Here is a 16,527-nt window from a genome sequence, read left to right on the forward strand (position 1 = left end):
GGATATCAAATGTGCCTGTGCAAATGCCGTCGAACGCATACAATCAGCGCTCTGAACGGTAATTCACAGGCCATACCCACCCATGGCGTTCGACGCTTCCACCCTGCTGACCCTCTCCATCGCCCTGGCCGCGGTCGCTGCCTTGTACCTGGCCGTGGAGTGGATCAGCGTGCGCGAGTCCTCCTTGCTGTGCTGGAGCGCCAGCTTCGCCACCATCAGCGTCGGTTCCTCGCTTGCCTTGCTGCGCGGCAGCGGCTATCTGTTCGTCGGCATCTGGTTCGCCAACGGCATGCTGGTCGCCGCGCACTGGCTGTTTTTGCTGGGGGTGTCGCGCTTCACCGAGACGCGCCTGTCACGGGCCTGCTACCTGGCGCCGCTGCTCTGGGCAGGCTTGCTGCTGCTGCCGCAATGGCCGCTGTGGTCGAAGACTTTCCTGGTGCTCAACTCGCTGCTGGTCGCCAGCTTCACCCTGTACGCCAGCGCATTGCTGCGTCCGCACGGCAAGTCCCTCAGCGTGGGGGCGGTGCAGTTGCGCTACATCCTGCTGTTGCACGGCCTGTTCTACCTGGCCAAGACCTTGCCGGCGCTGCTGCCGGGGACGCTGATCGACCTCACGGCGTTCCGTGGGCAGATCATCCAGGCGTCGCTGGTGGAGGGCGCCATGGCGATCATGCTGATCGCCCTGTCGATGACCGGCACCGTGCGCTACCGCCGCGAGGAACGCATCGAGCGCCTGGCCGCGCGCGATCCGCTGACCGCGCTGTACAACCGTCGCGCCCTGGAGGTGCGGGCGGCGAACCTGCTGAAGGAGGTCTCGCCGCAACGTCCGGGCGCCTTGCTGCTGATCGACATCGACCATTTCAAGCTGGTCAACGACCTGCACGGGCACGCCGCCGGCGACCGCTTGCTGGTGGCCTTGAGCGAGATGATCCGGGCATTGCTCCCGGAGCGGGCGATCGCAGCGCGCCTGGGGGGCGACGAGTTCGTCATCCTGCTGGGCGATGCCTCGCGCCAGGCCATCGAGCAGCTGGCCGATACCTTGCGCCGGCAGTTCCAGGCCACGGCCGAACAGGCGTTTCGCACCCCCGAGGCGGTGACCCTGAGCATCGGCGCCAACCTGTTCTACCGGCCACCGGCCAGCCTGGCGGCCCTGATCGAGCAGGGTGACGTGCTGCTGTACGCCTCCAAGCGCGGCGGGCGCAACAGCCTGCAGCTGGTGGAAGGGCTGCGCGGCTGAGCTACTTGTTGTTGATGCATTGCGACTGCACCGAGTAGCGCACGGTGCGCAGGGTGCCCTGGCTGTCCTCGAAGGTCATCAGCCGGGGCACCACCTCGCAGGTGCGCGGGTCGCCCGACTGGCGCACGAGGCGGGCGACGTCGAGCTTCATGCCATAGCGATAGTCGACGATTTCCGGCATTGGCTTGGCGCGTTGCGCCGCGTAGGCCGCCACGGCCTGCTGGTGGTCCTCAAGCAGCTGCTCGCTGTCTTGCCTGGAAAAGCCCGTGGCCTGGGCCGAAAGGGAAAGCGCCAGCAGGGCGGCGATCAGGGTCGGTCGTAGCATGGTGCGTGTCTCCGAAAGGTTCGTTTCGCAGTCCACGCTAGCGACGGGCAGCCGACAGCGGCATGACGCCTGGGTTACAGATATGAAAGGTGACCGGGGATGCCGATTCCACGGCTGCGAATGACACGATTGTAATCCTCCCATCACCTTCCCGTTATCCGCCAGCGGCGAGCATCAGGCTCGGCCAAGGGGGCTGGGTGCGCACGCATCTGGCCAGACCAGGGACGCTCCAGCGCCAAGGCCCGACAACAAGAACAGCCGCAATCGAAGGAGCAACGGATGACAAGCAATCCAACACTTTCCCTGGCCGCCCTGGTGGCGCTGGCCGGTTTCGGCCCGGCGGTCTGGGCCGCGCAAGAGCAGCAGGAAGGGTTCATCGAGGGCAGCCGACTGAGCGTGCTCAACCGCAATTACTACTTCAACCGTGACCATCGCGACGGTTACGCCCCCACCTACAACCCCGACAAGGCCAGTGACAACGGCTACTCCGAAGCCTGGGCCCACGCCATCATCACCCGCTTTGAATCCGGCTTTACCCAAGGCACGGTGGGCGTCGGCGTGGATGCCTTCGCCATGCTCGGTCTCAAGCTCGACACCGGTGGCGGGCGCAACGGCGGGCGCAGCTCGTTCGACGTGCTGCCGGTGGACCGTGATGGCCAGGCCCGCGACGAATACAGCAAGGTCGGCGGCGCGGCCAAGGTGCGCCTGTTCGACACCGTGCTGCGGGTGGGCGATGTGTTCCCGGTCAACCCGGTGGTGGCGGCCGGTGACTCACGGCTGCTGCCGGAAAGCTTTCGCGGGGTGACCCTGGAGAACACCAGCCTGCAAGGCCTGACGCTGCAGGCGGGGCGCCTGCACGCCATGAGCCAGCCGGTGTCCAGCGATCTGCGCGAGAGCTTCGTGACCTTCTACGGCGGCCCGGTGGATTCGCCATGGATCGCCTATGGCGGTGGCGACTACGCGATCAATGAAAACATCAGCGTCAGCCTGTTCGGAAGCCGCCTGAAGGACGTGTGGAACCAGTACTACGCCGGCACCAGCGTGACCTGGCCGTTGTCGGACGAACTGGCGCTGATCGGCGGGTTCAATTTCTACAACGCCAAGGACGAAGGGCGTCAGCGCCTGGGGCAGTTCGACAACGACATCTGGAGCGCCAAGCTTGGCGTGCGCTACGGCGCTCACACCCTCGCGCTCACCCACCAGCGCAACAACGGCGACGACGACTTCGACTACCTGCGCCAGTCCGACTCGATCTTCCTCGACAACTCCATCCAGTACAGCGACTTCAACTCGCCGAAGGAGCGCTCGTGGATGCTGCGCTACGACCTGAACATGGCCGCCTACGGCGTGCCGGGGCTGTCGTTCATGACCCGCTACGGCCGTGGCAGCGATGCCGACTACAGCCACGCCAACGCCTACTACATGCGCCGTGACGACAACGGCGATCCGCTTACCGACCAGAAGCGCTGGGAGCGCGACATCGAGGTCAAGTACGTGGTGCAGACCGGCGCGGCCAGGGACCTGTCGCTGCGCGTGCGCCAGGCCACCACCCGGGCCACGGCCTTCGAGTCGGACCTGGACGAGGTGCGGGTGATCGTCGAGTACCCGCTGTCGATTCTCTGATCACCCCCTATTCACCTTGAGAAGCCCCTGTGCTCCTTTGGTTACAGGTGAATGTCTTGACGCCTCGAACGAGGCGTCTTTTTTTTCGCGGGCTTGAACCGAAAGTCCTGGGGCGCTGGCCTCAATGGCCGAACGCTTTCAGGTTGCCCTTGCGGCTGGCCTCATAGGCTTCACGCGCCATCGGCCGTGCCTGCGGGTTGCCCAGGTCTTCCATGGCCAGTCGATGGGTTTCCGGCGCCAGGTAGGCGGCGAACGCGCACAGGCAGGTGACCAGGAACGCCAGCCCGCCGACCACCAGCCAGATATGCTCCGAGCCCGGTGGCGCCACGGCGGCGAACAGCGCCGGCAGCATGGCGGTGATCATGGTACCGATGTTCTGCGCGATGGCCATGGCCGAGACGCGGTAGCGGGTGTGGAACAGCTCCGGGTAGAAGCTTGGGAACACCGCGTTGTAGCCCTGGTAGACCATGCCCCACATGAGGATCGAGGCGGCGAAGGCCAGCGGCACGTTCTGGATGCTGATCGCGTACAGGTAGGCGAAGGCCAGCAGGCCCGAGCCCAGGCAGCCGGCGATCATGGTCGGGCGACGGCCGATCCGGTCGGACAGGTTGCCGACGAAGGGAATCACCAGCACCGCGACGATGTTGCCCACCACCGGGATCCACAGGTACACGCTCTTGTCGAAGCCGATGCCGTAGGCCGGCTGCACCGCGTAGGCCGCGCCGAAGATGGTGGCGACCACCGGGATCACGTTCATCAGCGCCATGAACATCACCAGCACCATGTGCTTCCAGCTGTGGCGGAAGGCTTCGCCGATCGGCGACTTGGCGACCTTGTCCTGTTTCTCCTCCTGGACGAAGGCCGGGGTCTCGTGCACCTCCTTGCGGATGATGAAGCCGGCAATCAGCACCACCGCGCTCATCAGGAACGGGATGCGCCAGCCCCACTCGTTGAAGGCCTCGCTGGGCATGAAGTAGGCCAGCGGCAGGAACACCGCCGCCGCCATCACCTGGCCGGCCTGCACGCCTTGCAGGGTGTAGCTGGCGTAGTAGCCGCGACGACCGAACGGCGCGTGCTCCATGATCATTGAGCTGGCGCCGGAGATCTCGCCGGCCACGGCGAAGCCCTGGACCAGGCGCAGCACCACCAGCAGCGCCGGGGCCAGCAGGCCGATGTCGTGGTAGGTGGGCAGCAGGCCCACGGCCATGGTCGACAGGCCCATCAGGAACATGCACAGCAACAGCACGTTCTTGCGCCCGCGGGTGTCGCCCCAGTGGCCGAGCACGCAGGCGCCGATCGGGCGCGCCAGGTAACCCACGCCATAGGTGGCCAGCGAGGCGATGATGGCCATCTTCGGGTCGCTGGAGGGGAAGAAGATTTGCGGGAAGATCAGCGCCGCGGCCTGGGCATAGATGAAGAAGTCGTAGTATTCGAGGGCAGAGCCGATCCATCCGCTGGCGGTGGCTTTCTTGGCTTGGGAGCTTGAGTGGGCCATGTTGTCTCCGTTGTTCTTGTCAGGGGCCGGATGGTCAGCGCGCGCAGGGCACGGCATCGGGGCTGTAGGGAGAAGACGAACGCGGCGGTGCGGATTGCAGGGCGAGCAAGGTGTGCATAGGTCGGTACCCGTTTTCTTGAACTTATTATGTGGTGACGTTGGGTATTGCAGCGCAGGTTCCGCCGAACGACCGGCGTGGCAGCGAGAAGGGCCGGCGGGGCCTGCGACTGGTGTTCATGGTTGTTCACGGGGGTGGGTGAATCAATTCGCCGGAACGGGTTGTGTTCGGTAATCGAACGAAAACTAACTGTTTCGTACAAAGTTAATTGCCGGGGCGACTTTACCTGCGAATAATCGATCGTGCCAGGTGTTGTCCGTACCGGCCTCATCGCGGGCTTGCCCCGCGATAGGACCTGACCTGCCAGGCCTCCCTCAATAACAAGGAACACCCGCCATGCACCGTTCGATCGCCACCGTTTCCTTGAGCGGCACCCTGCCGGAAAAACTCGAAGCCATCGCCGCCGCGGGTTTCGACGGCGTCGAGGTCTTCGAGAACGACCTGCTGTACTACGCCGGCAGCCCCCGCGAGATCCGCCAGTTGTGCGCGGACCTGGGATTGGCGATCACCCTGTTTCAACCGTTTCGCGATTTCGAGGGCTGTCGCCGCGATCGGCTGCACAAGAACCTCGACCGCGCCGAGCGCAAGTTCGACCTGATGCAGGAACTGGGCACCGACCTGGTGCTGCTGTGCAGCAACGTCCAGCCCGACGCCCTGGGCGATGAGCAGTTGCTGGTGGACGACCTGCGCCTGCTCGCCGAACATGCCGGCGACCGGGGCCTGCGCATTGGCTACGAGGCCTTGGCCTGGGGCCGCCACGTCAACACCTGGCAGCAGGTGTGGAACCTGGTGCGCCAGGCCGATCATCCGGCGCTGGGGGTGATCCTGGACAGCTTCCACACCCTGTCGATCAAGGGCGACCCCAGCGGCATTCGCGATATCCCCGGCGAGAAGATCTTCTTCGTGCAGATGGCCGACGCACCGATCCTGGCCATGGACGTGTTGGAGTGGAGCCGGCATTTCCGCTGTTTCCCGGGGCAGGGCGAGATGGACCTGGCAGGTTTCCTCGCGCCGATCCTGGCCACCGGTTATCGCGGTCCGCTGTCGCTGGAGATCTTCAACGATGGCTTCCGTGCGGCACCGCCCCGGCAGAATGCCGCCGATGGCTTGCGTTCACTGCTGTACCTCGAAGAGAAGACCCGCCTTCAGTTGGAGCGTGAGGCGCGGGCCGCCGAGCCTGGCGTGCTGTTCGCGCCACCGCCCGCGAGCAGCTACGACGGCGTGGAATTTCTCGAGTTCGCCGTCGACGAGGCGGTCGGCGCGCGCCTGGGCGTGTGGCTCAAGCGCCTGGGCTTCGCCGAGGCCGGCGAGCACCGCAGCAAGGCGGTTCGCCTGCTGCGCCAGGGCGATATCAACATCGTGCTCAACGCCGAGCCTTACTCGTTCGCCCACAACTTCTTCGAGGCCCATGGTCCGTCGTTGTGCGCCACGGCGCTGCGGGTGAGTGACGGTCAGGCCGCGCTGCGGCGCGCCACCGCCTACCGTGGCCAGCCGTTCCGTGGCCTGGTCGGCCCCAACGAACGCGAGATCCCGGCCGTGCGCGCGCCCGACGGTAGCCTGCTGTACCTGGTGGAACCGGACGCCGACGGCCCGAGCCTCTACGACACCGACTTCCACCTGGACCAGAACGCCCAGGCCAGCGGCGGGCTCAAGCGCATCGACCACATGGCCCTGGCGCTGCCGGCCGAGGCGCTGGACAGCTGGGTGCTGTTCTACAAGAGCCTGTTCGATTTCACCGCCGACGACGAGGTGGTGCTGCCCGATCCCTATGGCCTGGTCAAGAGCCGTGCCCTGCGCAGCCAGTGTGGCAGCCTGCGCCTGCCGTTGAACATCTCGGAGAACCGCAACACCGCCATCGCCCATGCCCTGGACAGCTATCGCGGCTCGGGCGTGCACCATGTCGCCTTCGACTGCGACGACATCTTCCGCGAGGTGGCCCGGGCCAAGGAGGCCGGCGTGCCGCTGCTGGAGATCCCGCTGAACTACTACGACGACCTGGCGGCGCGCTTCGAGTTCGATGACGAGTTCCTCAGCGAGCTGGCGTACTACAACGTGCTGTACGACCGCGATGCCCAGGGCGGCGAGCTGTTCCATGTGTACACCGAGCCGTTCGAAGGGCGCTTCTTCTTCGAAATCCTGCAGCGCAAGGGCGGTTACGCCGGGTATGGCGCGGCCAACGTGGCGGTGCGCCTGGCGGCGATGGCCAAGGCGCGCAAGTCGGTGCTGTAGCTGTAGGAGACTGCCCAGCCCTTCGGGCCACGCTGTCGCACAGGGACCGCGCAACGCCCGGGGCTGGCATCGCCCCTGGAACCTGACCTCTCGAGCAACACCACGCTTCCCTGCACCGCCCGGCTCACGGATAATCGCCCGGATTCCTATAACGAGCCTGTGAGTCGGTATGAGTGATTCGGTAGCCAAGCCTGAAGTCGAAGGGCTGCGCAGATCGCGCAAGAACAACCCGGAAAAGACCCGCGAGAACATTCTCCAGGCCGCCATCACCGAGTTTGTCCAGCAGGGCCTGGCCGGCGCCCGGGTCGACGCCATCGCCGAGCGCACCGCCACCTCCAAGCGCATGATCTACTACTACTTCGGCAGCAAGGAGCAGCTTTACGTCGAATGCCTGGTCAAGCTCTACGGCGACATCCGCAAGACCGAGCACAGTCTGGACCTCGACTCGCTGTCGCCTGAACAGGCGATCCAGCGCCTGGTGGAGTTCACCTTCGACCACCATGCCGACAACGTCGACTTCGTGCGCATCGTCTGCACCGAGAACATCCACTACGGCGAATACGTCAAGCAGTCGCCGGTGATCCGCGAGATGAGCAGCATGGTGCTCGACGCACTGGGCAAGATTCTCGCCCGTGGCGTGGAGCAGGGCGTGTTCCGCCCGGGGATCGAGGTGATCGACCTGCACATGCTGATGAGCTCGTTCTGCTTCTACCGGGTGTCGAACCGCCACACCTTCGGCGACATCTTCCAGATCGACCTGGCCGACGAGCAGGTCAAGCAGCGTCAAAAGCAGGTGATCTGCGAGGCGGTGATGCGCTATATCAAGGCCTGATCCCGTTCAACCGGCGAACACCACCCCGGTGCGCGCCGCGGCGTTGCGGATGTGTTCCTGCATCGCCCGTTGCGCGCCGGCTTGGGAGCGGCGGGCGAGGGCGCGGAGGATCTTGCGGTGCTCCTGCCAGGTTTCCATGGCCCGCTCGGGGCGGATGAACGGCAGCTTCTGGCTTTCCAGGAAAATGTCCTGGCTGGCAGTGATCACCTGCAGCATCGCGCGGTTGCCGCTGGCCTGCAGCAGTTGCTGGTGGAAGGCGAAGTCCAGGCGTGCGGCGGCCTCGAAGCGCCCGGCGCGCAACTCCACGGCCATTGCCTCGACGTTGGCCTGCAACGCGTCCAGGTCATCGGCGGTCAACGCCAAGGCCGCCTGGCCGGCGGCGAAGCCTTCCAGGGCGTAGCGCAGCTGGAAGGTGTCGGCGGCCGAGACCTGTTCGGCATAGGGCCAGGCGAAGCCGCCCGGCGATGGCTGGCCGGTGGCCGGAGCCTGGACGAACACGCCCTTGCCCGGTTGCACGCTGACCAGTCCCAGGGCACTGAGCGACGACAATGCCTCGCGCAGCGACGCCCGGCTCACGCCAAGGCGTTCGGCCAGGTCGCGCTGTGAAGGCAGGGCGTCGCCGGGCTGGTAGCCATCCCGCTCGATCAGTTGGCGGATGGCCTGCAGGGCGATTTCCGGGACGGGACGCGTGGCGGTGGCGATCATGCTGTTCAGACCGGTCTGAGGGCGATGGCCTCCCTTTTACGGGCAATCGGCACGGCGTGGCAAGCCTTGCCTCGTCCTGGCGCAGGCCCTGCGGCCGTTGCGCGAAAGCGGGGCACGGGGTGCTTCGAGGTCACAACTGTTCAGACCAGTAAGACCTGATCGGCGCCTTGCGCCACGCCGCTCACAGGTGTTTTGCCCAAGGCTGGCATGGCCCGTGCACTGGCATCGCAGCCCCTTTCCGGACTCCTGCGAGGCCTTTCGATGAAGACGTTCCGCTCCCTGTTCCTGGCCACCCTGTTCTGCGCCACCCCTCTGGCAATGCCCCTGGCCCAGGCCGACGCGCTGGCCGACATCACCGCCCGCGGCGTGCTCAAGGTTGCCGTGCCCCAGGACTTCCCGCCGTTCGGCTCGGTCGGCCCGGACCTCAAGCCCCGCGGCCTGGACATCGACACCGCGCAACTGCTGGCCGACAAGCTTGGCGTCAAGCTGGCCCTGACCCCGGTCAACAGCACCAACCGCATCCCGTTCCTTACCACCGGCAAGGTCGACCTAGTAATCTCGAGCCTGGGCAAGAACCCCGAGCGCGCCGCGGTGATCGACTTCTCGCGCCCCTATGCGCCGTTCTACCTGGCGGTGTTCGGCCCGGCCGAGGCACCGGTCGACGCTATCGACGCCCTTGCCGGCAAGACCATCAGCGTCACCCGCGGCGCCATCGAGGATATGGAACTGAGCGCCGTGGCGCCCAAGGGCGCGATCATCAAGCGTTTCGAGGACAACAACTCGACCATCGCCGCCTACCTGTCCGGCCAGGTCGAGCTGATCGCCAGTGGCAGCGTGGTGATGGCCGCCATCGCCGCGAAGAATCCGGCCAAGGTGCCGGTGCTCAAGATCAAGCTCAAGGACTCGCCGGTCTACGTGGGCCTGGCCAAGAACGAGCCGGCGCTTTTGCAGAAGGTCAACGCCACCCTCGACGCCGCCAGGACTGACGGCAGCCTGAACCGCAACGCCGAGAAGTGGCTCAAGCAGCCGCTGCCGGCCGATCTCTGAGCACTTGAGCGATGGCCTATCAATTCGACTTCGCCCCGGTGCTGGCGCAGGGCGACCTGTTGCTGCGGGGCATGCTGTTCACCCTGGAGCTGACCCTGGTCGGCACCGTGCTCGGGGTCGCCATCGGCGTGCTCGGCGCGCTGACCCGGGCCTGGCACATGCGGCCGTTCGACGCGCTGTTCGGGCTGTACGTCGAGCTGATCCGCAACACGCCGTTCATCGTCCAGCTGTTCTTCATCTTCTTCGGCCTGCCGGCGCTGGGTGTGCGCCTGAGTGAATGGCAGGCGGCGGTACTGGCGATGGTGATCAACCTGGGTGCCTACTCGACCGAGATCATCCGCGCCGGCATCCAGGCGATCCCCAAGGGCCAGCTCGAAGCCTCGGCCGCGCTGGCGTTGAGCCGCTTCGAGGCGTTTCGCCACGTGGTGTTGCAACCGGCCCTGGCCAAGGTTTGGCCAGCGCTGTCGAGCCAGATCGTGATCGTCATGCTCGGTTCGGCGGTGTGTTCGCAGATCGCCACCGAAGAGCTGTCGTTCGCTGCCAACTTCATCCAGTCGCGCAATTTCCGCGCCTTCGAGACCTACCTGTTGACCACGCTGCTGTACCTGCTGATGGCCATCGTCGTGCGCCAGCTGCTGGCCTGGATCGGCCAGCGCCTGTTGATGGGGAGACGCTGAATGGACTTCACCTTGTGGGATATCGTGCGCAACCTCATGATCGGGTTGCAGTGGACCTTACTGCTGTCGCTGGTGGCGTTCGCCTGCGGCAGCGTCGCCGGGCTGTTGCTGCTGGTCGCGCGGGTCAGTGACCGGCCACTGCTGCGTGGCGCCGCGCGCGCGTTCATCGAGCTGTTCCAGGGCACGCCACTGTTGATGCAGCTGTTCATGGTGTTCTTCGGCATCGCCCTGTTCGGCATCGACGTGTCGGCGTGGATGGCCGCAGCCATCGCCCTGACCTTGTTCACCAGCGCCTTTCTCGCCGAGATCTGGCGCGGCTGCGTGGAGGCGATCCCGCAGGGCCAGTGGGAGGCCTCCGGCAGCCTGGCCATGAGCCGCCTGGAGCAGTTGCGCCATGTGATCCTGCCCCAGGCCCTGCGCATCGCCATCGCCCCGACCGTGGGCTTCTCGGTGCAGGTGGTCAAGGGCACCGCGGTCACCTCGATCATCGGTTTCACCGAGCTGACCAAGACCGGCGGCATGCTGGCCAACGCCACCTTCGAGCCATTTCTGATCTACGGCCTGGTGGCCGTGGGCTACTTCATCCTCTGCTACCCGCTCTCGCTGAGCGCCCGTTACCTGGAAAGGAGGCTGCATGCCCCTGCTTAGAGTGTCCGCGCTGCACAAGTACTACGGCGACAACCACGTGCTCAAGGGGGTCGACCTGAGCATCGAGGAGGGCGAGGTGGTGGCCATCATCGGCCGCAGCGGCTCGGGCAAGAGCACCTTCCTGCGCACCCTCAATGGCCTGGAGTCGATCAGCGACGGGGTGATCGAGGTGGATGGCGAGTACCTCGACGCCGGCCGTGCCGACCTGCGCGCGCTGCGCCAGAAGGTCGGCATGGTGTTCCAGCAGTTCAACCTGTTCCCGCACCTGACCGTGGGCGAGAACGTGATGCTGGCGCCCCAGGTGGTGAAGAAGGCTGGCAGGGCCGAGGCACGCCAACTGGCCGAGCGGATGCTCGAGCGGGTAGGGCTGGGCGACAAGATTGATGCCTACCCCGACCGCCTTTCCGGCGGGCAGCAGCAGCGGGTCGCCATCGCCCGGGCGCTGGCCATGTCGCCCAAGGTGCTGCTGTGCGACGAGATCACCTCGGCGCTGGACCCGGAGCTGGTCAATGAGGTGCTGGGCGTGGTGCGCCAGTTGGCGAAGGAGGGCATGACCCTGGTCATGGTCACCCACGAGATGCGCTTCGCCCGCGAGGTGGGCGACAAGCTGGTGTTCATGCACCAGGGCAAGGTGCACGAGACCGGCAACCCACGCGAAGTGTTCGCCGCGCCGCGCACGGCGGAACTGGCCAACTTCATCGGTGCGGTGGTGGGGACCTGAGGGCTGCATCGCTTCGCTGCGCAGCAGCCCAGATTGCGCAAGCGCGGGCTTGCTAGAGGCTGGCGAAGTGCGCCTGCATGCGCTCGGCATCGGCCGGGCGCCCGCTGAACAGCTCGAATGCCTTGACCGCCTGGAACACTGCCATGGTGCCACCGTCCAGGGTGCGGCAGCCCAGGGCCCGGGCATGGCGCAGCAGCTCGGTCTCCAGGGGGAAGTAGATGATCTCCGCCACCCACAGCCGTGGGTGCAGCAGCGCGGGCGGCAAGGGGGTACCGGGCAGCTTGGCCATGCCCACGGGCGTGGTGTTGACCAGGCCATCTGCGTCGGCCACCGCGCTGGCCAGGTCCTCGCCGAGCACGGCGCGACCGGCGCCGAAACGCTGGGTGAGATTGTCCACCAGCGCCCGGGCGCGGGTCTGGTCCACTTCGAACAACTGCAAGCGCTCGACACCTTCGGCCAGCAGCGCATGGGCCACCGCCGCGCCGGCGCCGCCGGCGCCCAGCTGCACCACCTGGCGCCGGGCGACGCCAGGCAGGCCGCGCCGCAAGCCTTCGGCGAAGCCCAGGCAGTCGGTGTTGTGGCCCACCCGCCGGCCATCGCGCAGCACCACTGTGTTCACCGCGCCGATGCCGCGGGCTTCGTCCGACAGCGCGTCGAGCAGCGGCAGGATCGCCTGCTTGAACGGGAAGGTGATGTTGAGCCCGGTGAAACCGGTGCGCTCGGCGGCATCGAGCAGCGCGGGCAGGGCGCTGTCGTCCAGGCCCAGCTGGTCGGCGTCGATCAGCCGGTACAGGTAGCGCAGCGCCTGGGCGTCGCCTTCACGCTCGTGCAGCGCCGGGGTGCGCGAGGCCTGGATGCCGCGGCCGATGAGGCCGGCGAGGATGCCCGGGCCATTCATGCCGCGTGCTCGCGCAGGTGTTCGCTGAAGTAGCCCAGGGCCATGCGGTAGCCTTGGCTGCCCAGGCCGCAGATCACCCCCACGGCGATGCTGGAGACGAACGACAGGTGACGGAACGGCTCGCGCTTGTGCACGTTGGACAGGTGCACCTCGATCACCGGCAGTTCGCTGGCCACCAGGGCGTCGCGGATGGCCACCGAGGTGTGGGTCCAGGCGGCGGGGTTGATCAGGATGCCGTGGCAGCGGCTGCGGGCGGCATGTATCCAGTCGAGCAGCTCGCCTTCATGGTTGGTCTGGCGGAACTCCAGTTCCAGGCCCAGTTCGGCGGCGCTGGCGGCGCACAGGCGGGCCAGGTCGGCAAGGGTTTCATGGCCGTACTGGGCGGGTTCGCGGGTGCCCAGCAGGTTAAGGTTGGGGCCGTTGAGCACGAGGATTCGGGGTGTCATGACGGGGCATCGCCTTGTTGTTATTGGATGCGATGATATTTGTACTATCTGGTTAGTTTGGTCAAATCCATACTGTCGAAAACGGGCGATTATCGGACCTCGCCCACGACAGTCACCGACAAAGGCAATAAAAAACACCGCAACCATGCCCGAGCAAATCAGTCGGCTAAGCTTGATCCCGCAGGCGCACGCAATGTCCAACACGGGAGAGCACATGAACATCACCAAAACGCCCAGGTGGGCAGTCGCGGTACTGGTCCTGGCCCTGGGCCTTCACGCCCACGCCGCCGACAGCAAGCGGGTCGATGTGCTGCTGGTGGGCGGCGGCATCATGAGTTCCACGCTGGCGGTCTGGCTCAACGAGCTGGAACCGGGCTGGAAGATGGAGATGGTCGAGCGCCTGGACAAGGTCGCCGAGGAAAGCTCCAACGGCTGGAACAACGCCGGGACCGGCCACTCGGCGCTGGCCGAGCTCAACTACACCCCGGAGAAGGACGGCAAGATCGACATCAGCAAGGCGGTGGAGATCAACGAGTCGTTCCAGGTCACCCGCCAGTTCCTGGCCTGGCAGGTCAAGCAGGGCGTGCTGAAGAACCCCCGCTCGTTCATCAACACCACGCCGCACATGAGCTTCGTCTGGGGCGACGACAACATCCGCTTCCTCAAGAAACGCTACGAGGCGCTGCAGGCCAGCCCGCTGTTCAAGCCCATGCAGTATTCCGAGGACCACGCGCAGATCGCCAAGTGGGTGCCGCTGATGATGGAAGGGCGCGACCCCAACCAGAAGCTCGCCGTCACCTGGACGCCCATCGGCACCGACGTCAACTTCGGCGAGATCACCCGCCAGTACGTGGGCTACCTGCAGACCCGACCGAACTTCGACCTCAAGCTGTCCAGCGAGGTGCAGGACATCACTCGCAACGATGACGGCAGCTGGCACGTCGAATACAAGAACCTCAAGGATGGCAGCACCTCGACCACCGACGCGAAATTCCTGTTCATCGGTGCCGGCGGCGCCGCGCTGCCGTTGCTGCAGAAGTCCGGCATCGACGAGGCCAAGGACTATGCCGGCTTCCCGGTGGGCGGCTCGTTCCTGGTCACCGACAACCCGGCCATCGCCCAGCGCCACATGGCCAAGGCCTACGGCATCGCCGCCACCGGCGCGCCGCCGATGTCGGTGCCGCACCTGGACACCCGGGTGCTCGACGGCAAGCGCATGATCCTGTTCGGGCCGTTCGCGACCTTCTCCACCAAGTTCCTCAAGGAGGGTTCGCTGCTCGACCTGTTCGCCAGCATGTCGCTGCACAACACCTGGCCGATGGTGCGGGTCGGGGTTCGCGAGTTCGACCTGGTGCAGTACCTGATCGGCCAGCTGATGCAGTCCGACGATGACCGCTTTGCCGCCCTGCAGACCTACTTCCCCGAGGCGAAGAAGGCAGACTGGCGTCTGTGGCAGGCCGGCCAGCGTGTGCAGATCATCAAGAAGGACGAGAACCAGGGCGGGGTGCTGAAGCTGGGCACCGAAGTGGTGACGTCCAAAGACGGCAGCATCGCCGGGTTGCTCGGCGCCTCGCCGGGCGCCTCGACCGCGCCGCCGATCATGCTCGACCTGCTGAACAAGGTATTCAAGGACAAGGTGGCGACGCCCGAGTGGCAGGCGAAGATCAAGCAGATCATTCCGTCCTATGGCATCCGCCTGAACGAGCACCCGGACAAGGTCCAGCAAGAGTGGGCCTACACCAGCGAGGTCCTGCAACTGGCGACGCCCAGCGAGGTCGCCGCGCCCTGAGGGCCCGGCCATGACCCACCGGCCACTGTGAAGTGGCCGGCACTGGCACAATCTTTTTTCTCTCCCTGGCCAAACTCCCGAGTGCCTGATCCGCCATCCTCCGGACCGCCCCCTCCCGTACTGTCTGCGCTGACTCCTGACCAGCCCGCCGCAAGCCCGCAAGCCGCCCTCCGACACCCGAGCTTTTCCCCGCCGAACTCCCGATGTTTTTTCCTTTGGCTGTCACCACAAGCTGCGAATGTTGCCTCCGTGGACAGGCCGCCAGCCCCTCTGGATCAGGGGATGCGGCCTGTGGCCACAGCAATGCGCGACCCACTCAACGTACGAACACGACGATAGGAGATTGCTTCATGTTTAAGCGTACTGTGATCGCCGCCTCCCTGGTGGCTGCTACCCTGGCTTCGGCCCAATCCATGGCTGCTGTTGTCGGTGGCGGCGCCACCCTGCCTGAGCCGCTGTACAACGGCAACGCCACCTGGGAAGGCATCCTGCCAAGCGGCTTCAGCTACACCGGCGTGGGCAGCGGCGGTGGCAAGACCGCTTTCCTGACCAACGCCCCTGCATCGATCAACCAGCCGGCCGGCACCAACGTCGACTTCGCCGGTTCCGACTCGGTACTGAGCGCCAGCGAACTGTCGACCTACGACAGCAGCCGCGCCGCCACCTGGGGCAAACTGATCCAGATCCCGGCCGTCGGCACCACCGTCACCATCCCTTACCACCGCAATGGTGTCAGCGATCTGCAGGTCAACGCTTCGCAGCTGTGCGGCGTGTTCTCCGGCAGCATCTCCACCTGGGGCCAACTGCTCGGCACCGCCGACACCACCCCGATCAAGGTGATCTACCGCAACGGCAGCAGCGGCACCACCGAGCTGCTGGCGCGCTTCCTCAACGACAGCTGCCCGACCGCCTTCTCGGTCAGCAGCACCTTCACCAGCGCCAACGTCGGTACCGAGCCGAGCACCTGGCAGGGCGTGGCTGGCAGCGCCGACGTGATCAATGCCGTCAACGCCACCGACGGCGCCATCGGCTACGTCAGCCCTGACTTCGTCGATACCGCCAACAATGCCCAGGTGGCCCGTGTCAGCAAGCTGGCCAGTGGCACCGCCGTGCTGCCGACCGTCGACAACGCCCAGGCCGCCCTGGCCAGCGCCACCGCCCCGACCGCCAACCGCGCCAACCCGGCCAGCTGGGCTGTCACCTTCGGCCGTGGCGCCAGCGACAAGCCGGTGCCGACCACTGGCTATCCGATCGTCGGCTACACCAACCTGCTGGTTGGCCAGTGCTACAAGGACGCCGCCGACGCCACCGCTATCCGTGGCTTCCTCAACGACCTGTACAGCGGCAACCACGACCTGGCCATCGGCATTCACTCCTTTGTGCCGGTTCCGGGCGCCTTCGCCGATGAAATCAAGAAAGCCTTCCTGACCAACGCAGGCAACGAAGGCCTGGATATCGCCAACACCAACGTGTGCAACGGTATCGGTCGCTCGTAACAGGCAAAACCCCGGTGGCCCGCGTCCTCGGGCGTGGGCATGGGCCCTGGCGGCACCTGTGGGTGACGCCGGGGCTTTTTTCATTTTGCGTCGACCAGGCAGCACGAGCACCGGCATTGCGTCGGGTGCAGGCGGTCGCCATACCCCAGCTCCATGAACTTTGCATGACAAAGCTTCGGTCCCCCTGCGGCCGAAGCGCCTTATGGCAAAGCGGCATCACGACCGCCATCCCCTGATCTCG

General features: G+C 65.9%; 15 protein-coding genes. 10 read left to right on the plus strand and 5 right to left on the minus strand.

Going from position 1 to position 16,527, the window contains the following annotated elements; translation table 11 throughout:
- The first annotated feature begins 82 nt into the window (after positions 1–82).
- A complete protein-coding gene (locus DMX06_RS21230; RefSeq protein WP_110739210.1) occupies positions 83–1,237 on the plus strand; it encodes a GGDEF domain-containing protein in 1,155 nt (384 codons plus the stop codon).
- Position 1,238: 1 nt separating this feature from the next.
- On the opposite strand, the gene DMX06_RS21235 is transcribed toward DMX06_RS21230, so the two are convergent.
- On the minus strand, positions 1,239–1,562 hold the full coding sequence (locus tag DMX06_RS21235) for a DUF2790 domain-containing protein (protein WP_110739211.1): 324 nt from the start codon (positions 1,560–1,562) through the stop codon (positions 1,239–1,241).
- A 279-nt stretch (positions 1,563–1,841) separates the two neighbouring features.
- On the opposite strand from DMX06_RS21235, the gene DMX06_RS21240 reads away from it, so the two are divergent.
- Positions 1,842–3,185, plus strand: coding sequence for an OprD family porin (locus tag DMX06_RS21240; protein ID WP_110739212.1), 1,344 nt, complete (start codon positions 1,842–1,844; stop codon positions 3,183–3,185).
- A 121-nt stretch (positions 3,186–3,306) separates the two neighbouring features.
- Here DMX06_RS21240 and DMX06_RS21245 read toward each other — a convergent pair whose 3' ends face one another.
- Complete coding sequence (locus tag DMX06_RS21245) at positions 3,307–4,680, minus strand: MFS transporter (protein WP_110739213.1); 1,374 nt, start codon at positions 4,678–4,680, stop codon at positions 3,307–3,309.
- 454 nt (positions 4,681–5,134) lie between these two features.
- Here DMX06_RS21245 and quiC point away from each other — a divergent pair, with 454 nt between their 5' ends.
- Together quiC and DMX06_RS21255 are read left to right on the plus strand one after the other, a co-directional pair.
- Positions 5,135–7,027, plus strand: a complete 1,893-nt coding sequence (gene quiC, locus DMX06_RS21250; protein ID WP_110739214.1) for a 3-dehydroshikimate dehydratase QuiC — start codon at positions 5,135–5,137, stop codon at positions 7,025–7,027.
- A gap of 169 nt (positions 7,028–7,196) precedes the next feature.
- Complete coding sequence (locus DMX06_RS21255) at positions 7,197–7,859, plus strand: TetR/AcrR family transcriptional regulator (RefSeq protein WP_028688744.1); 663 nt, start codon at positions 7,197–7,199, stop codon at positions 7,857–7,859.
- A gap of 6 nt (positions 7,860–7,865) precedes the next feature.
- On the opposite strand, the gene DMX06_RS21260 is transcribed toward DMX06_RS21255, so the two are convergent.
- Positions 7,866–8,564, minus strand: a complete 699-nt coding sequence (locus DMX06_RS21260) for a FadR/GntR family transcriptional regulator (RefSeq protein ID WP_110739215.1) — start codon at positions 8,562–8,564, stop codon at positions 7,866–7,868.
- A gap of 261 nt (positions 8,565–8,825) precedes the next feature.
- Here DMX06_RS21260 and DMX06_RS21265 point away from each other — a divergent pair, with 261 nt between their 5' ends.
- The 4 genes from DMX06_RS21265 to DMX06_RS21280 are packed head-to-tail and all read left to right on the plus strand — an operon-like array spanning position 8,826 to position 11,657.
- Positions 8,826–9,611 carry a transporter substrate-binding domain-containing protein gene (locus DMX06_RS21265; protein WP_110739216.1) on the plus strand — a complete coding sequence of 262 codons (786 nt, stop codon included), beginning with the start codon at positions 8,826–8,828 and terminating at the stop codon, positions 9,609–9,611.
- A gap of 11 nt (positions 9,612–9,622) precedes the next feature.
- Positions 9,623–10,288 carry an amino acid ABC transporter permease gene (locus tag DMX06_RS21270; protein ID WP_110739217.1) on the plus strand — a complete coding sequence of 222 codons (666 nt, stop codon included), beginning with the start codon at positions 9,623–9,625 and terminating at the stop codon, positions 10,286–10,288.
- Positions 10,289–10,936: an amino acid ABC transporter permease gene (locus DMX06_RS21275; RefSeq protein ID WP_110739218.1), complete on the plus strand. Its 648-nt coding sequence runs from the start codon at positions 10,289–10,291 to the stop codon at positions 10,934–10,936. It abuts the gene before it with no gap.
- Positions 10,923–11,657, plus strand: coding sequence for an amino acid ABC transporter ATP-binding protein (locus tag DMX06_RS21280; RefSeq protein ID WP_050706136.1), 735 nt, complete (start codon positions 10,923–10,925; stop codon positions 11,655–11,657). The genes DMX06_RS21275 and DMX06_RS21280 overlap by 14 nt, the downstream gene beginning before the upstream one ends.
- A gap of 52 nt (positions 11,658–11,709) precedes the next feature.
- Here the strand turns inward: DMX06_RS21280 and DMX06_RS21285 are convergent, their stop codons facing one another.
- The gene (locus DMX06_RS21285) at positions 11,710–12,555 is read right to left on the minus strand and encodes a shikimate dehydrogenase (protein ID WP_110739219.1); all 846 of its coding nucleotides are present in this window, start codon (positions 12,553–12,555) and stop codon (positions 11,710–11,712) included.
- Positions 12,552–13,001 (minus strand): type II 3-dehydroquinate dehydratase, encoded by a 450-nt coding sequence (aroQ, locus tag DMX06_RS21290; RefSeq protein WP_110739220.1) that lies wholly within the window; start codon positions 12,999–13,001, stop codon positions 12,552–12,554. The genes DMX06_RS21285 and aroQ overlap by 4 nt, the downstream gene beginning before the upstream one ends.
- A 214-nt stretch (positions 13,002–13,215) precedes the next feature.
- Between aroQ and mqo the strand changes: the two genes are divergently transcribed.
- Together mqo and DMX06_RS21300 are read left to right on the plus strand one after the other, a co-directional pair.
- Positions 13,216–14,790, plus strand: coding sequence for a malate dehydrogenase (quinone) (gene mqo / locus DMX06_RS21295; protein WP_110739221.1), 1,575 nt, complete (start codon positions 13,216–13,218; stop codon positions 14,788–14,790).
- Positions 14,791–15,140: 350 nt separating this feature from the next.
- Positions 15,141–16,286 carry a substrate-binding domain-containing protein gene (locus DMX06_RS21300; protein ID WP_110739222.1) on the plus strand — a complete coding sequence of 382 codons (1,146 nt, stop codon included), beginning with the start codon at positions 15,141–15,143 and terminating at the stop codon, positions 16,284–16,286.
- Positions 16,287–16,527: the final 241 nt, after the last annotated feature.

Source organism: Pseudomonas mosselii (assembly GCF_003205295.1).
GTDB lineage: Bacteria > Pseudomonadota > Gammaproteobacteria > Pseudomonadales > Pseudomonadaceae > Aquipseudomonas > Aquipseudomonas mosselii_B.

Coding starts and splice junctions, on each gene's coding strand:
- DMX06_RS21260 (WP_110739215.1), bottom strand. CDS start 8,564: ATGATCGCCACCGCCACGCGTCCCGTCCCGGAAATCGCCCTGCAGGCC.
- aroQ (WP_110739220.1), bottom strand. CDS start 13,001: ATGACACCCCGAATCCTCGTGCTCAACGGCCCCAACCTTAACCTGCTG.
- DMX06_RS21265 (WP_110739216.1), top strand. CDS start 8,826: ATGAAGACGTTCCGCTCCCTGTTCCTGGCCACCCTGTTCTGCGCCACC.
- mqo (WP_110739221.1), top strand. CDS start 13,216: ATGAACATCACCAAAACGCCCAGGTGGGCAGTCGCGGTACTGGTCCTG.
- DMX06_RS21240 (WP_110739212.1), top strand. CDS start 1,842: ATGACAAGCAATCCAACACTTTCCCTGGCCGCCCTGGTGGCGCTGGCC.
- quiC (WP_110739214.1), top strand. CDS start 5,135: ATGCACCGTTCGATCGCCACCGTTTCCTTGAGCGGCACCCTGCCGGAA.
- DMX06_RS21270 (WP_110739217.1), top strand. CDS start 9,623: ATGGCCTATCAATTCGACTTCGCCCCGGTGCTGGCGCAGGGCGACCTG.
- DMX06_RS21235 (WP_110739211.1), bottom strand. CDS start 1,562: ATGCTACGACCGACCCTGATCGCCGCCCTGCTGGCGCTTTCCCTTTCG.
- DMX06_RS21275 (WP_110739218.1), top strand. CDS start 10,289: ATGGACTTCACCTTGTGGGATATCGTGCGCAACCTCATGATCGGGTTG.
- DMX06_RS21280 (WP_050706136.1), top strand. CDS start 10,923: ATGCCCCTGCTTAGAGTGTCCGCGCTGCACAAGTACTACGGCGACAAC.
- DMX06_RS21300 (WP_110739222.1), top strand. CDS start 15,141: ATGTTTAAGCGTACTGTGATCGCCGCCTCCCTGGTGGCTGCTACCCTG.
- DMX06_RS21230 (WP_110739210.1), top strand. CDS start 83: ATGGCGTTCGACGCTTCCACCCTGCTGACCCTCTCCATCGCCCTGGCC.
- DMX06_RS21255 (WP_028688744.1), top strand. CDS start 7,197: ATGAGTGATTCGGTAGCCAAGCCTGAAGTCGAAGGGCTGCGCAGATCG.
- DMX06_RS21245 (WP_110739213.1), bottom strand. CDS start 4,680: ATGGCCCACTCAAGCTCCCAAGCCAAGAAAGCCACCGCCAGCGGATGG.
- DMX06_RS21285 (WP_110739219.1), bottom strand. CDS start 12,555: ATGAATGGCCCGGGCATCCTCGCCGGCCTCATCGGCCGCGGCATCCAG.